Source organism: Salmonella sp. SJTUF15581 (assembly GCF_043356775.1).
GTDB classification, from domain to species: domain Bacteria; phylum Pseudomonadota; class Gammaproteobacteria; order Enterobacterales; family Enterobacteriaceae; genus Salmonella; species Salmonella enterica.
On record NZ_JBEUJY010000016.1, the window covers coordinates 1 to 15017 of the forward strand.

14 protein-coding genes are annotated in these 15017 nt (G+C 50.8%); 9 read left to right on the forward strand and 5 right to left on the reverse strand.

Translation table 11 applies throughout. The features are described from left to right. Positions 1–2546: bifunctional acetaldehyde-CoA/alcohol dehydrogenase (gene adhE / locus ABVN36_RS20725; RefSeq protein ID WP_393921135.1), on the reverse strand; the 2546-nt coding region annotated here is incomplete at its 3' end. 476 nt (positions 2547–3022) lie between these two features. Here adhE and ABVN36_RS20730 point away from each other — a divergent pair. The 7 genes from ABVN36_RS20730 (at position 3023) to ABVN36_RS20760 (ending at position 10946) form a co-directional block, all read left to right on the forward strand. Further along, positions 3023–3670 (forward strand): YchE family NAAT transporter, encoded by a 648-nt coding sequence (locus tag ABVN36_RS20730; RefSeq protein WP_000615840.1) that lies wholly within the window; start codon positions 3023–3025, stop codon positions 3668–3670. A 775-nt stretch (positions 3671–4445) separates the two neighbouring features. Beyond that, positions 4446–6077, forward strand: a complete 1632-nt coding sequence (gene oppA, locus ABVN36_RS20735; protein ID WP_001521098.1) for an oligopeptide ABC transporter substrate-binding protein OppA — start codon at positions 4446–4448, stop codon at positions 6075–6077. Between the two features lie 121 nt (positions 6078–6198). Next, positions 6199–7119 carry an oligopeptide ABC transporter permease OppB gene (gene oppB, locus ABVN36_RS20740; protein WP_000911097.1) on the forward strand — a complete coding sequence of 307 codons (921 nt, stop codon included), beginning with the start codon at positions 6199–6201 and terminating at the stop codon, positions 7117–7119. Between the two features lie 14 nt (positions 7120–7133). Then, a complete protein-coding gene (gene oppC / locus ABVN36_RS20745) occupies positions 7134–8042 on the forward strand; it encodes an oligopeptide ABC transporter permease OppC (protein ID WP_000979653.1) in 909 nt (302 codons plus the stop codon). Between the two features lie 11 nt (positions 8043–8053). Continuing rightward, complete coding sequence (locus ABVN36_RS20750; RefSeq protein ID WP_000058857.1) at positions 8054–9061, forward strand: ABC transporter ATP-binding protein; 1008 nt, start codon at positions 8054–8056, stop codon at positions 9059–9061. Continuing rightward, positions 9058–10062: a murein tripeptide/oligopeptide ABC transporter ATP-binding protein OppF gene (oppF, locus tag ABVN36_RS20755; protein WP_112324605.1), complete on the forward strand. Its 1005-nt coding sequence runs from the start codon at positions 9058–9060 to the stop codon at positions 10060–10062. Before ABVN36_RS20750 ends, oppF begins: the two co-directional genes overlap by 4 nt. Before the next feature lie 47 nt (positions 10063–10109). Beyond that, positions 10110–10946 carry an ion transporter gene (locus ABVN36_RS20760; protein ID WP_000059074.1) on the forward strand — a complete coding sequence of 279 codons (837 nt, stop codon included), beginning with the start codon at positions 10110–10112 and terminating at the stop codon, positions 10944–10946. A gap of 47 nt (positions 10947–10993) precedes the next feature. Here ABVN36_RS20760 and ABVN36_RS20765 read toward each other — a convergent pair whose 3' ends face one another. After that, positions 10994–11323 (reverse strand): HI1450 family dsDNA-mimic protein, encoded by a 330-nt coding sequence (locus ABVN36_RS20765; protein ID WP_000425070.1) that lies wholly within the window; start codon positions 11321–11323, stop codon positions 10994–10996. A gap of 33 nt (positions 11324–11356) precedes the next feature. Further along, positions 11357–12817, reverse strand: a complete 1461-nt coding sequence (gene cls, locus ABVN36_RS20770) for a cardiolipin synthase (RefSeq protein ID WP_023138317.1) — start codon at positions 12815–12817, stop codon at positions 11357–11359. A 142-nt stretch (positions 12818–12959) separates the two neighbouring features. Here cls and ABVN36_RS20775 point away from each other — a divergent pair, with 142 nt between their 5' ends. Then, positions 12960–13133 carry a YciY family protein gene (locus tag ABVN36_RS20775; RefSeq protein ID WP_001531561.1) on the forward strand — a complete coding sequence of 58 codons (174 nt, stop codon included), beginning with the start codon at positions 12960–12962 and terminating at the stop codon, positions 13131–13133. A gap of 43 nt (positions 13134–13176) precedes the next feature. Here the strand turns inward: ABVN36_RS20775 and ABVN36_RS20780 are convergent, their stop codons facing one another. Next, the gene (locus tag ABVN36_RS20780) at positions 13177–13473 is read right to left on the reverse strand and encodes a YciI family protein (protein ID WP_000967605.1); all 297 of its coding nucleotides are present in this window, start codon (positions 13471–13473) and stop codon (positions 13177–13179) included. Between the two features lie 223 nt (positions 13474–13696). On the opposite strand from ABVN36_RS20780, the gene tonB reads away from it, so the two are divergent. Continuing rightward, a complete protein-coding gene (gene tonB / locus ABVN36_RS20785; RefSeq protein ID WP_001517937.1) occupies positions 13697–14419 on the forward strand; it encodes a TonB system transport protein TonB in 723 nt (240 codons plus the stop codon). A gap of 59 nt (positions 14420–14478) precedes the next feature. Here the strand turns inward: tonB and yciA are convergent, their stop codons facing one another. Beyond that, positions 14479–14880 (reverse strand): acyl-CoA thioester hydrolase YciA, encoded by a 402-nt coding sequence (yciA, locus tag ABVN36_RS20790; protein ID WP_000210317.1) that lies wholly within the window; start codon positions 14878–14880, stop codon positions 14479–14481. Positions 14881–15017 lie beyond the last annotated feature (137 nt).

Genomic DNA, 15017 nt, shown 5'->3' on the forward strand with positions numbered 1-15017 from the left:
GGATAACGCGGGTTAGCGCCGGTGCACTGGTCATCGAAGGCATCTTCAGACAGTTTGTCAACGTGTGCCAGGAAGTCAGCTTCCTGCACGCCTGCTTCACGGATAGACTTAGGAATGCCCAGCTCAGCTTTAATGCTTTCCAGCCATGCCAGCAGTTTTTCAATCTTAGCGGCGGTACGGTCGCCCGGCGCGCTCAGGCCCAGGTGGTCAGCAATTTCAGCGTAACGACGGCGTGCCTGCGGACGATCGTACTGGCTGAAAGCGGTCTGCTTGGTCGGGTTGTCATTCGCGTTATAGCGGATAACGTTACAAATCAGCAGGGCGTTCGCCAGACCGTGCGGAATGTGGAACTGAGAGCCCAGTTTGTGCGCCATGGAGTGACATACACCGAGGAAGGCGTTGGCAAACGCGATACCGGCGATAGTCGCTGCACTGTGAACACGTTCACGCGAAACCGGATTTTTAGACCCTTCGTGGTAAGACGCCGGCAGGTTTTCTTTCAGCAGTTTCAGGGCCTGCAGAGCCTGACCGTCAGAGAACTCAGAAGCCAGTACGGAAACATAAGCTTCCAGAGCGTGAGTTACCGCATCCAGACCACCGAACGCACACAGGGACTTCGGCATATCCATCACCAGGTTGGCGTCGACAATCGCCATATCCGGGGTCAGGGCGTAGTCAGCCAGCGGATATTTCTGACCGGTTGCATCGTCGGTCACAACCGCAAACGGTGTGACTTCAGAACCGGTACCGGAAGTGGTGGTGACGGCGATCATTTTCGCTTTCACGCCCATTTTCGGGAACTTGTAGATACGTTTACGGATGTCCATAAAGCGCAGCGCCAGCTCTTCAAAGTGGGTTTCCGGATGTTCGTACATGACCCACATGATTTTCGCGGCGTCCATCGGGGAACCACCGCCCAGCGCGATGATCACGTCCGGTTTGAAGGAGTTCGCCAGCTCAGCGCCTTTGCGAACAACGGAAAGCGTCGGGTCGGCTTCAACTTCGAAGAAGACTTCGGTTTCAACGCCAGCCGCTTTCAGCACAGAGGTGATCTGGTCTGCGTAGCCGTTGTTGAACAGGAAGCGGTCAGTCACGATCAGCGCACGTTTGTGGCCATCGGTAATCACTTCATCCAGCGCGATGGGCAAAGAGCCACGGCGGAAGTAGATAGATTTCGGAAGTTTGTGCCACAACATGTTTTCAGCTCGCTTAGCAACGGTTTTCTTGTTGATCAGGTGTTTCGGACCAACGTTTTCAGAGATGGAGTTACCACCCCAGGAACCACAACCCAACGTCAGGGAAGGTGCGAGTTTGAAGTTGTACAGGTCACCGATACCACCCTGAGAGGCCGGGGTGTTGATCAGGATACGCGCGGTTTTCATCATCTGACCGAAGTAAGCAACGCGTTCTGGCTGGTTATCCTGGTCAGTGTACAGGCAGGAGGTGTGACCGATACCGCCCATAGCGACCAGTTTTTCTGCTTTTTCTACCGCTTCTTCGAAATCTTTCGCACGATACATCGCCAGAGTCGGAGACAGTTTTTCGTGTGCGAACGGTTCGCTTTCGTCAACGACTGTAACTTCACCGATCAGAATCTTGGTGGTTTCTGGTACGGAGAAGCCTGCCAGTTCAGCGATTTTGTAGGCTGGCTGACCGACTATAGCGGCGTTCAGAGCGCCATTTTTCAGGATAACGTTTTGAACCGCTTTCAGCTCCTGGCCCTGCAGCATGTAGCCGCCGTGGCTGGCGAAACGTTCGCGAACGGCATCATAGACGGAATCAACAACGACAACAGACTGTTCAGAAGCACAGATTACGCCGTTATCAAAGGTTTTAGACATCAGAACAGACGCCACAGCGCGTTTGATATCAGCGGTTTCATCAATGACAACCGGGGTGTTGCCTGCGCCTACGCCGATTGCCGGTTTACCGGAGCTGTATGCAGCTTTAACCATGCCTGGACCGCCAGTGGCGAGGATCAGGTTAATATCCGGGTGGTGCATCAGCGCATTAGACAGTTCTACGGAAGGTTGATCGATCCAGCCAATCAGATCTTTCGGCGCGCCGGCAGCGATAGCCGCTTGCAGAACGATGTCTGCCGCTTTGTTGGTTGCCTCTTTAGCGCGCGGATGCGGAGAAAAGATGATGGCGTTACGGGTCTTCAGGCTAATCAGCGATTTGAAGATCGCGGTAGAGGTCGGGTTAGTGGTTGGAACGATACCGCAAATAATGCCGATAGGTTCAGCAATGGTGATGGTTCCGAAGGTGTCGTCTTCAGACAGCACGCCGCAGGTTTTTTCATCTTTATAGGCATTGTAAATATATTCAGAAGCGAAGTGGTTTTTAATCACTTTGTCTTCCACGATACCCATACCGGATTCGGCGACGGCCATTTTGGCCAGCGGAATGCGGGCATCAGCTGCTGCCAGAGCGGCGGCGCGGAAGATTTTGTCGACCTGTTCTTGAGTGAAACTGGCATATTCACGCTGGGCTTTTTTTACACGCTCTACGAGTGCGTTAAGTTCAGCGACATTAGTAACAGCCATAATGCTCTCCTGATAATGTTAAACTTTTTTAGTAAATCATCTGCGCGATACGTGAGTATAGACAGATCGACGATACTTTGTATAAATGCCTGAAATTCAGGTGGTTACTTAACGTCCGTTTCGCTCTGATTTACTAAAAGAGCTTCTGCGTTAGTATCATTTAACTCTAACGCGTTACGTCCAGGTGGCGTAAGCAAGATTACTCACTTCTGAGTAGCGATTGTGTGATCTAAATCAAGATTACGCAAAGCTGACACCTTTCAGCAGGCCATTTTAGCCTTTTATGTAAATTGTTAAGAAATCGTTATCATGAAGAGTAAGTGGATTAGCATAACGAGTACATATAAATAACAGCGATGAATGGATGAAATTAGGTGTAGATAAGAGGTGAACTATGCGAATAAAAGGCGTATCTTCTGCGCGTTTTGATCATTAACGAACATTGACTTCATCCGGCTAACGCTTCGGAGCTAACCGTGATTCAACCGCTTTTTGATTTTCCTGTTTACTTTAAGTTCTTTATCGGGCTCTTTGCGCTGGTTAACCCGGTGGGGATTATCCCCGTTTTCATCAGCATGACCAGCTACCAGACGGCCACGGCGCGTAATAAAACTAACCTCACCGCGAATCTGTCGGTTGCGATTATCTTGTGGAGTTCCTTATTCCTCGGCGATGGCATCCTGCAGCTGTTTGGTATTTCTATTGACTCGTTCAGAATTGCGGGCGGTATCCTGGTTGTCACCATTGCAATGTCGATGATCAGCGGGAAGCTGGGGGAAGATAAACAAAACAAGCAAGAAAAGTCAGAGACGGCCATACGCGAGAGCATTGGCGTTGTGCCGTTAGCGCTGCCGTTAATGGCGGGGCCAGGGGCGATTAGCTCCACTATCGTCTGGGGGACGCGTTATCACAGCATCGCGCATTTGCTTGGCTTTTCAGTTGCCATTGCGCTTTTTGCGCTTTGCTGCTGGGGCGTGTTCCGTATGGCGCCGTGGCTGGTTCGTTTGCTGGGGCAAACCGGTATCAACGTTATTACCCGAATCATGGGGTTGTTGTTAATGGCGCTCGGCATCGAATTTATTGTCACAGGAATAAAAGGCATTTTCCCCGGCTTGCTCAACTAAACTCCCACCTGTTGATTTACAGGCGGCGCCCTAAGGGGCCGCCTTGTGACATTCCCAGTGACATTCCCACGTAACACTTCTTACTTTGATAAGCATTCAGCGTTTAAATGATAAAAAATATTAATATAATCTAACGCTATTTATTTTTATTAATCAAACTATTATGAACATTACTGAGTCCGTGAGAAGCGGTAGGTCTGTTATTTTATTCACACCATACTCTGGGGCTTGATGAAGGATTATTGAAATGTTATTAGTTGTTTCAGCTCCATCGTAGATGAATGTGCTAAATAATGAGCATTTGTTAAATTTGTGTGTGTTTTCTGGCGCAGGTATATCCTACGATGTGACAGCGAGACGATTTTCTTTCAACTTATTGATTATAAAGAATAAATTAAAGCTTTTTAACATTCCTTAACTGTTTTTCTGGGCAGGAAATTTTCCATAAAAGAGAATTGGTTAACAAAATTGTAAAATGAATTGGCGGTTCAGAAACGCATTTGATACTTTTCGGCCAAACATTTTGCAGAAGATTTCACATTGTTGATAACTATTTTCATTTAGATGGTTGTCAGAAATAACATGCGACGTGGGCAGGTACGTCGTATACCGAATCGACGAAAGGCGATCGAACGAATCGTCAGAATAAATAAAGTCGGTGATAGCAAAAGCAGTGACAGACCTGGCAGTACACCACCAGTGCTGTACAGGAACCCTGACGGGATTAAACAGGCTGGTAAAAACCAGTAATTATAATGAGTGGAGTACAAACACAATGTCTAACATCACGAAAAAAAGTTTGATTGCAGCGGGAATACTCACTGCGCTCATCGCCGCCAGCGCCGCGACTGCGGCAGACGTGCCCGCCGGCGTTCAGTTAGCCGACAAGCAAACGTTGGTACGTAATAACGGATCAGAAGTGCAGTCTCTCGACCCGCATAAAATTGAAGGCGTGCCGGAATCGAACGTCAGCCGTGACCTCTTTGAAGGCTTATTAATTAGTGATGTCGAGGGGCATCCTTCACCGGGCGTCGCGGAAAAATGGGAAAATAAAGATTTTAAAGTCTGGACATTCCATCTACGTGAAAATGCGAAATGGTCAGATGGTACGCCCGTCACCGCCCATGATTTCGTTTATAGCTGGCAACGCCTGGCCGATCCTAATACGGCATCGCCGTACGCCAGCTATCTGCAATACGGTCATATCGCTAATATCGATGACATTATCGCCGGTAAAAAACCCGCCACCGATCTGGGGGTAAAAGCGCTTGATGATCACACCTTTGAAGTGACCTTAAGTGAGCCGGTGCCTTATTTCTACAAATTGTTGGTCCACCCTTCAGTGTCTCCTGTACCGAAATCGGCGGTCGAAAAATTTGGCGATAAATGGACACAACCAGCCAATATTGTCACTAACGGCGCTTATAAGTTAAAAAACTGGGTGGTGAACGAACGTATCGTGCTGGAGCGTAACCCGCAATACTGGGATAACGCCAAAACCGTCATCAATCAGGTGACTTATTTGCCTATCTCTTCGGAGGTGACGGATGTGAACCGCTACCGCAGCGGCGAGATCGATATGACTTATAACAATATGCCGATTGAATTATTCCAGAAACTGAAGAAAGAGATCCCGAATGAAGTCCGCGTAGACCCTTATTTGTGTACCTATTATTACGAAATTAATAATCAAAAAGCGCCGTTTAACGATGTCCGCGTGCGTACCGCGCTGAAACTGGCGTTAGATCGCGACATTATTGTTAATAAGGTTAAAAATCAGGGCGATTTACCCGCTTATAGCTATACGCCGCCGTATACCGATGGCGCAAAACTGGTAGAGCCTGAGTGGTTCAAATGGTCCCAGCAAAAGCGTAATGAAGAAGCGAAGAAATTGTTGGCTGAAGCCGGCTTTACGGCGGATAAGCCCTTAACATTCGACCTGCTGTATAACACCTCCGATCTGCATAAAAAACTGGCCATTGCCGTGGCGTCTATCTGGAAGAAAAATCTGGGCGTCAATGTGAATCTGGAGAATCAGGAATGGAAAACCTTCCTGGATACCCGTCATCAGGGCACCTTTGATGTCGCCAGAGCCGGGTGGTGCGCAGATTATAATGAACCGACCTCGTTCCTGAATACCATGTTGTCCGACAGTTCAAATAACACCGCGCATTATAAGAGCCCGGCGTTTGATAAGCTGATTGCCGACACGCTGAAAGTGGCGGACGATACGCAGCGCAGCGAACTCTACGCTAAAGCGGAGCAGCAGTTAGATAAAGACTCGGCTATTGTGCCGGTGTATTACTACGTTAACGCGCGCCTGGTGAAACCTTGGGTGGGCGGGTATACCGGTAAAGACCCGCTGGATAATATTTATGTGAAAAACTTATATATTATCAAACATTAATGGCAAGACATGGGACAACTGCGGTTGTCCCATGGTGTCTTTTTTCATCGCACTATAACTTTCCCTGGCGGATCTTTTGTCACGTCCGGGAAGTAAAGGCACAGGCCAGAAGGTACGGGCAATGTTGAAATTTATTTTACGCCGCTGTCTGGAAGCGATTCCGACGCTGTTTATTCTTATTACCATCTCTTTCTTTATGATGCGCCTCGCGCCGGGGAGTCCTTTTACCGGCGAGCGCGCATTGCCGCCGGAAGTGCTGGCCAATATTGAAGCAAAATATCATCTGAACGATCCCATCATGACGCAGTACTTCAGCTACCTGAAGCAGCTGGCGCATGGCGATTTTGGACCATCGTTTAAATATAAAGATTACACGGTCAACGATCTGGTTGCCGCCAGCTTCCCCGTTTCGGCGAAACTTGGCGCCGCCGCTTTTTTGCTGGCGGTCATTATTGGTGTCAGCGCTGGCGTGATTGCCGCGCTAAAGCAAAATACGCGATGGGATTATACGGTGATGGGATTTGCCATGACCGGCGTCGTTATCCCCAGTTTTGTGGTAGCGCCGCTACTGGTGATGGTCTTTGCAATAACCTTGCAATGGCTGCCTGGCGGCGGCTGGAACGGCGGGGCGTTAAAATTTATGATCCTGCCGATGGTCGCGCTTTCACTGGCCTATATTGCCAGCATCGCTCGTATTACGCGCGGCTCAATGATTGAAGTTCTGCATTCGAACTTTATTCGTACCGCGCGGGCAAAAGGATTACCGATGCGCAGAATCATCTTCCGCCATGCGTTAAAACCTGCGCTGCTGCCGGTTTTATCCTATATGGGGCCAGCCTTTGTCGGCATTATTACCGGCTCAATGGTGATTGAAACGATTTATGGCTTACCGGGCATTGGGCAGCTTTTCGTTAATGGCGCGCTCAACCGCGATTACTCGCTGGTGTTAAGTTTGACCATTCTGGTCGGGGCGCTGACCATATTATTTAACGCCATTGTCGATGTGCTCTATGCCGTTATCGACCCGAAAATTCGCTATTGATACTGGAGCTCGCGATGATGTTAAGTAAGAAAAACAGCGAGACGCTGGAAAATTTCAGTGAAAAGCTGGAGGTGGAAGGTCGCAGCCTTTGGCAAGATGCCCGCCGGCGCTTTATGCATAACCGTGCGGCGGTGGCCAGTCTTATTGTCCTGTTTCTGATAGCCCTGTTCGTGACAGTGGCGCCTATGCTGTCGCAATTTACCTATTTCGATACCGACTGGGGCATGATGTCCAGCGCGCCGGATATGGCGTCCGGCCACTATTTCGGCACTGACTCTTCCGGGCGCGATCTGTTGGTGCGCGTTGCCATCGGCGGGCGTATCTCATTGATGGTCGGGATTGCCGCCGCGCTGGTGGCGGTCATTGTCGGAACGCTGTATGGCTCGCTGTCCGGGTATCTGGGCGGCAAAATTGATTCTGTGATGATGCGTTTGTTGGAGATCCTCAACTCGTTCCCGTTTATGTTCTTTGTGATTTTGCTGGTGACGTTTTTTGGGCAGAACATTCTGTTGATTTTCGTCGCCATCGGCATGGTCTCCTGGCTTGATATGGCGCGTATCGTGCGTGGCCAAACCCTAAGTCTTAAACGTAAAGAGTTCATCGAAGCCGCGCAGGTGGGAGGTGTGTCGACCGCCAGCATTGTGATCCGCCATATTGTGCCTAACGTCCTGGGCGTAGTGGTAGTGTATGCATCGTTGCTGGTGCCCAGCATGATTCTGTTTGAGTCTTTCCTCAGTTTCCTGGGGCTTGGGACGCAGGAACCGTTAAGCAGTTGGGGAGCGTTATTGAGCGATGGCGCAAATTCAATGGAAGTCTCACCGTGGCTGCTGCTGTTTCCGGCTGGCTTTCTCGTGGTGACGTTATTCTGTTTTAACTTTATTGGCGATGGCCTGCGTGATGCCCTCGACCCGAAAGATCGTTAAGGAGTACAGCCATGAGCTTATCAGAAACCGCAACTCAGGCGCCGCAACCGGCGAATGTACTGCTGGAGGTAAACGATCTTCGTGTTACGTTCGCTACGCCTGATGGTGATGTGACGGCGGTCAACGATCTGAACTTTACGCTTCGCGCTGGAGAAACGTTAGGTATTGTTGGCGAGTCTGGATCGGGGAAATCGCAAACGGCGTTCGCATTAATGGGACTGCTGGCGACGAATGGTCGAATCGGCGGTTCCGCGACCTTTAACGGACGTGAAATTCTTAATCTACCTGAGCGCGAACTGAATACGCTGCGCGCAGAACAGATTTCGATGATTTTTCAGGACCCGATGACCTCGTTAAATCCTTATATGCGCGTTGGGGAGCAGTTAATGGAAGTCCTGATGCTGCATAAAGGGATGAGCAAAGCGGAAGCTTTTGAAGAGTCCGTCAGAATGCTGGATGCCGTAAAAATGCCGGAAGCGCGCAAACGGATGAAAATGTACCCGCACGAATTTTCCGGCGGAATGCGTCAACGTGTGATGATTGCGATGGCGCTGTTGTGCAGGCCGAAACTGCTTATTGCCGATGAGCCTACCACCGCGCTTGATGTTACCGTGCAGGCGCAGATTATGACCTTGCTTAATGAGCTAAAGCGCGAATTTAATACCGCCATTATCATGATTACCCACGATCTGGGCGTGGTCGCGGGTATTTGCGATAAGGTCCTGGTAATGTATGCCGGGCGTACCATGGAATACGGTAAGGCGCGCGATGTCTTTTATCAGCCCGTTCATCCGTATTCGATAGGCCTGCTTAATGCGGTGCCGCGTCTGGATAGCGAGGGGGCGGAAATGCTGACGATTCCGGGCAATCCTCCCAATTTATTGCGTTTGCCTAAAGGTTGTCCGTTCCAGCCGCGTTGTCCTCATGCGATGGAGATCTGCAATAATGCGCCGCCACTTGAAGCGTTTAGTCCTGGTCGCTTGCGCGCCTGTTTTAAACCGGTGGAGGAACTGCTATGAATGCTGTGATTGAACAACGTAAAGTTCTCCTCGAAATCGCCGATCTGAAAGTACATTTTGATATCAAAGAAGGGAAGCAGTGGTTCTGGCAACCGCCGAAAACTCTGAAAGCGGTGGACGGCGTTACACTACGCCTGTATGAAGGCGAAACGCTTGGCGTGGTGGGTGAATCCGGCTGCGGCAAGTCGACGTTTGCGCGCGCCATTATTGGTCTGGTGAAGGCGACAGACGGTAAAGTCGCCTGGCTGGGAAAAGATCTGTTGGGCATGAAAGCGGATGAGTGGCGCGAAGTGCGCAGCGATATCCAGATGATTTTCCAGGACCCGCTGGCGTCACTCAACCCGCGAATGACGATTGACGAAATTATCGCGGAACCGCTGCGCACTTATCATCCTAAACTTTCGCGCCAGGACGTGCGTGACCGCGTGAAAGCCATGATGCTGAAAGTGGGGCTGCTGCCGAATCTCATCAACCGTTATCCCCATGAATTTTCCGGGGGGCAGTGCCAGCGCATCGGTATCGCCCGGGCGTTGATCCTGGAACCTAAGCTCATTATTTGCGATGAGCCGGTGTCGGCGCTGGACGTTTCTATTCAGGCGCAGGTGGTGAATTTGCTCCAGCAGTTACAGCGAGAGATGGGGCTGTCGTTGATTTTTATTGCGCACGATCTGGCGGTCGTAAAGCACATATCCGATCGTGTCCTGGTGATGTATCTCGGTCATGCAGTAGAATTGGGCACCTATGATGAGGTGTACCATAATCCACTGCATCCTTATACCAAAGCGCTGATGTCGGCGGTACCGATTCCCGATCCCGATCTGGAGCGAAATAAGAAGATACAATTGCTGGAGGGCGAATTACCTTCGCCCATTAACCCGCCTTCCGGCTGCGTGTTCCGTACACGCTGTCCGCTAGCCGGGCCAGAATGCGCGCAAACGCGACCGGTGCTGGAAGGGAGTTTTCGCCATGCCGTTTCCTGCCTTAAAGTAGACCCGTTATAATCGCAAGGGCTGACAATTCGTCAGCCCTTCTTTTAGGTGAGGTTACCGTGTCACTTTCTTTGTCGTCGGTTCGCCGTCGTCTTTATCATAATCTGTTCGATTTGACTACGCGCTCAGGTCGCCGTTTTGAAGGGTTATGCGCGCTGTTTGCGCTGCTTAGCGTACTGGTCATTTTTGTTGAATCAGGCGTAGGAACGGAATATCACCTGACATTTGATGAATGGCATATTTTTGTCTGGCTGGAGCTCTGCGTTACCCTGATATTTACCGGTGAATACTTGCTCAGACTGTTTAGCTGGCCCGAACCGGCAAAATACGTTTTTAGTTTCTGGGGATTTATTGATCTGGTGACGATTTTGCCGCTGTACGTCATGTGGCTGTGGCCGGAAATTAGCCTGAACTATATGTTTGCCTGGCGCGCAATGCGAGCGATTCGCGTGCTGCGTATTCTTAAACTGCTACGCTTTATGCCATCTCTGCGGGTATTCTGGAGCGCCATTATTAGCGCGCGTCATCAGCTTATTCTGTTCTATTCATTTATTGCGATCGTGATGATTATTTTCGGTGCCCTGATGTATCTTATTGAAGGACCGAAATATGGCTTTACGACGCTTAATGCCTCGGTGTATTGGGCGATAGTGACAGTCACAACCGTGGGGTACGGTGATATTACGCCGCATACGCCGCTGGGACGTATTGTCGCGTCGGTGCTTATTTTGATTGGTTATTCGGTGATTGCGATTCCTACAGGACTGATTACCACGCACATGAGCAGCGCGTTTCAAAAACGTCACTGGCAGCGAAAATGTCCGCAGTGCCAGCAAAGCCAGCATGAACATAGCGCGCAATATTGTAACCGATGCGGCAGTAAGCTACCGGATTAAACAGGCTTGCCGGAGGGCGCAATCAGACGCCATCCGGCCTGAACCGCTTATTCGCGCCAGAGAATATGGCACAGCTTGTGGTCCTTTTCCCGGCACAGCAGAACGCGGGCAAAAATGTCGTTAATTTCGCCGTCTTCGGTATCCGCCAGGCCAATCACCACCTCGGCAAAAAAGTCTGGATTCAGGTCAAAATCGACGTGCTCTTGCCAGTCTTCAGCGGGATCAAACAACTCCGCGCCGCCGCGCTCCTCGAATTGCAAATTGAACAGAATGATATCAGCCGGATCAAGATTATCCGCCGCCAGCTCAAGAAAAATATCGTAAGCCTGCTCAAGCGTTTCGTCTTCAGTCAGGCGATTGTTCAGATCCATTTCCATAGTGACTACCTGTTTACTCATGTTGGTCACGTTTTACAGCAATGGACTAAAGAAGTAAAACAATCGCTCGGTAATACGCTGCCATAACGGACGTTTTACCCACAAACGCGCATCTAACAGGCGGGAGCGCGAAATATAATCGTCCTGTACCGCAGCCAGATCGGCGCCGAAACCCATATCATCAATGACCAGCGTAATCTCGAAATTAAGCCACAGGCTACGCATGTCGAGATTCACGGTACCGACCAGGCTCAGTTCGCCATCGACCAGCACGCTTTTGGTATGTAACAGCCCGCCTTCGAACTGATAGATTTTCACGCCCGCCGCCAGTAACTCGCTAAAAAAGGCGCGACTGGCCCAGCCGACGAGCAGTGAATCATTTTTACGGGGCAGGATAATACTGACATCCACGCCGCGCTGCGCAGCGGTACAAATAGCGTGCAGCAGATCGTCGCTGGGGACGAAATATGGCGTGGTCATAATTAAATATTCGCGCGCAGCATAGGTGGCGGTTAATAGTGCCTGGTGAATGAGATCTTCCGGAAAACCAGGTCCGGAAGCAATGGTATGAATGGTATGCCCGCTGGCCTGCTCAAACGGCATAATATTCACATCCGGCGGGGGCGGCAGAATGCGTTTACCCGTCTCGATTTCCCAATCGCAGGAGTAAACAATCCCCATTGCTGTCGCCACGGGGCCCTCCATCCGCGCCATCAAATCGACCCATTGTCCAACGCCGGCATCCTGTTTGAAAAAACGCGGATCCACCATATTCATACTGCCGGTATAGGCGATGTAATTGTCAATCATCACCATTTTACGGTGCTGGCGAAGATCCATACGGCGTAAAAAGACGCGCATCAGATTCACCTTCAACGCCTCTACGACTTCAATGCCAGCGTTACGCATCATGGCCGCCCAGGGGCTGCGGAAGAAAGCGACGCTACCCGCGGAATCCAGCATAAGCCGGCAGTGGATGCCGCGGCGGGCGGCGGCCATTAACGATTCAGCGACCTGATCCGCCATGCCGCCTGGCTGCCAGATGTAAAACACCATTTCGATATTATGCCGCGCCAGTTGGATATCGCGAATAAGCGCCTGCATGACATCATCGGAGTCGGTAAGCAATTGCAACTGGTTGCCTTTGACGCCCGCAATCCCCTGACGTCGTTCGCACAGCTTAAACAAGGACGATGCGACGCTACTGTTTTCTTGCGCGAAAATGTGTTTGCAGGCTTTGAGGTCATTCAACCATTTGGCGGTAGACGGCCACATGGCGCGGGCACGCTCGGCGCGACGTTTGCCTAAATGCAATTCGCCCACGGACAAATAGGCGATGATCCCAACCAGCGGAAGGATATAGATGATTAACAACCAGGCCATTGCGGAGGGAACTGCGCGCCGTTTCATTAGAATACGTAATGTGACGCCGGCAATGAGAACCCAGTATCCCAAAATGACCAGCCAACTCACCACGGTGTAGAAGGTTGTCATAACTTTAAAAATCCTTTAGAAAGCGTGTTGTTAAGAGTTTACGCGTCAGGATTCACATGGCAAATAAAAACACGGGAAAAGCGCTGGTCTGCATCCGGCGAGGGGGTATAATGGCGCTTCTGTTACAGTGAGAGTCGTAAACATGAAGCGTAGTAGAACGGAAGTGGGGCGCTGGCGAATGCTACGTCAGGCGAGCCGCCGTAAAGCGCGTTGGCTTGAAGGGCAATCACGCCGTAATATGCGTATCCATACTATCAGGAAATGCATCTTTAATCGTCAGCGTAATTCATTACTCTTTGCGATTCACGGTGTGTGAGCCAGAAAGGGCACCGTATGCGGTGCCCAACAGGCCATACTTTTCAAAAGATCTTCTTATACGGTTTGACCGAAACCTGCGCATAGACGCCCGCTGCGACGTAGGGATCCGCATCAGCCCAGGATTGCGCTGCTTCTAAAGATTCAAATTCAGCAATCACCGTTGACCCGGTAAATCCGGCTACCCCAGGATCGTTACTGTCCACTGCGGGCATCGGCCCGGCAGTTAATAATCGCCCTTCATCATGCAGAAGTTGCAGGCGCGCCAGATGCGCGGGCCGTACCGAGAGGCGTTTTTCAAGCGAGTTGGCATTATCCTGAGCGTAAATAACATACAGCACGGGTAGAGCTCCTTAATCGGTAAAAGTTGCTGATTACGTTATTGGAAAGGGCATTTAACTGCAATGTAAAGATACCGACTTTGTTAAACATGCACATTTTGTGTGGTGTTTTTGCGCGATATCATCTTTTAAATGCCGCTATCGGCAATGCCTTATTGAATATGATTGCTATTTGCATTTAAAATTCAGCTCTGGTTTTTCAACTGAAACGATTATGACTTCAATGACCCTTGATTTACCTCGTCGCTTTCCCTGGCCGACACTCCTTTCCGTAGGCATTCATGGTGCTGTAGTGGCAGGTTTGCTCTATACCTCGGTACATCAGGTTATTGAATTGCCTGCGCCAGCGCAGCCTATCACGGTGACAATGGTTTCACCCGCCGACCTGGAGCCGCCCCAGGCGGTTCAGCCGCCGCCGGAGCCGGTGGTTGAACCCGAACCGGAGCCAGAGCCGATCCCTGAACCGCCTAAAGAAGCGCCCGTGGTGATTGAGAAACCCAAACCTAAGCCAAAACCCAAGCCGAAACCGAAACCGGTGAAAAAGGTTGAAGAGCAGCCGAAGCGGGAAGTCAAACCAGCCGCGCCGCGTCCTGCCTCACCGTTTGAAAATAGCGCCCCGGCGCGGCCAACAAGCAGCACCGCCTCGGCGACCAGCAAGCCGGCGGTGAGCGTACCCACTGGACCTCGCGCTCTGAGCCGTAACCAGCCGCAATATCCGGCGCGAGCACAGGCGTTACGTATTGAAGGCCGCGTAAAGGTGAAGTTTGACGTGACCTCTGCTGGGCGAGTGGAAAATGTACAGATTCTGTCCGCGCAGCCAGCCAATATGTTTGAGCGTGAAGTTAAGAATGCGATGCGCAAATGGCGCTATGAAGCAGGCAAGCCGGGTTCCGGGCTGGTGGTCAATATTATCTTCCGTCTGAACGGTACGGCGCAGATTGAGTAATCTCTGGCGCCGCCAGCCAGGAATATACCATCACCTGCTGGCGGCGTAAGCGGGTATACTTAACCCTGAACCGGGAGCGGGCGAGGTTTACCGTCCGGATCGACGGCAACATAAATAAACAGCGCCTCGGTGGCCTTGTAGCGCTGTCCAATCGGTTCTGACGCGACTTTTTTCACCCAGACTTCAATATTGATGCTAATAGACGTCGTACCGCGTTTAACGCAGCGCGCGTAGCAGCATACGACATCGCCAACCGCGACGGGGCGCAGAAATGTCATTCCTTCCACGCGTACGGTTACAACCCGACCGTGCGCGATCTCTTTGGCCAGTATCGCGCCGCCAATATCCATTTGCGACATCAGCCAGCCGCCAAAAATATCGCCGTTCGCATTGGTATCGGCAGGCATGGCCAATGTACGTAAAACCAGCTCGCCCTGAGGAGTATTATCCATTGTTGTCATTGTAAAACCGACTATCAGAAAAAATTACAGCCGCGATGCTACTATGAATTTTGTGTGGAGAATAGTGGGAATAAAGGTACTGACGGGAAAGCACAGGGCGTAAAGGCGGAGAAAATATCGCCAGGCGTTCGCAGTCT

Bases quoted from the DNA above. Each gene is read 5' to 3' on its own strand.
- oppA (WP_001521098.1), top strand. From the start codon at position 4,446: ATGTCTAACATCACGAAAAAAAGTTTGATTGCAGCGGGAATACTCACT.
- oppB (WP_000911097.1), top strand. From the start codon at position 6,199: ATGTTGAAATTTATTTTACGCCGCTGTCTGGAAGCGATTCCGACGCTG.
- oppC (WP_000979653.1), top strand. From the start codon at position 7,134: ATGATGTTAAGTAAGAAAAACAGCGAGACGCTGGAAAATTTCAGTGAA.
- ABVN36_RS20750 (WP_000058857.1), top strand. From the start codon at position 8,054: ATGAGCTTATCAGAAACCGCAACTCAGGCGCCGCAACCGGCGAATGTA.
- oppF (WP_112324605.1), top strand. From the start codon at position 9,058: ATGAATGCTGTGATTGAACAACGTAAAGTTCTCCTCGAAATCGCCGAT.
- ABVN36_RS20765 (WP_000425070.1), bottom strand. From the start codon at position 11,323: ATGGAAATGGATCTGAACAATCGCCTGACTGAAGACGAAACGCTTGAG.
- cls (WP_023138317.1), bottom strand. From the start codon at position 12,817: ATGACAACCTTCTACACCGTGGTGAGTTGGCTGGTCATTTTGGGATAC.
- ABVN36_RS20775 (WP_001531561.1), top strand. From the start codon at position 12,960: ATGAAGCGTAGTAGAACGGAAGTGGGGCGCTGGCGAATGCTACGTCAG.
- tonB (WP_001517937.1), top strand. From the start codon at position 13,697: ATGACCCTTGATTTACCTCGTCGCTTTCCCTGGCCGACACTCCTTTCC.
- yciA (WP_000210317.1), bottom strand. From the start codon at position 14,880: ATGACAACAATGGATAATACTCCTCAGGGCGAGCTGGTTTTACGTACA.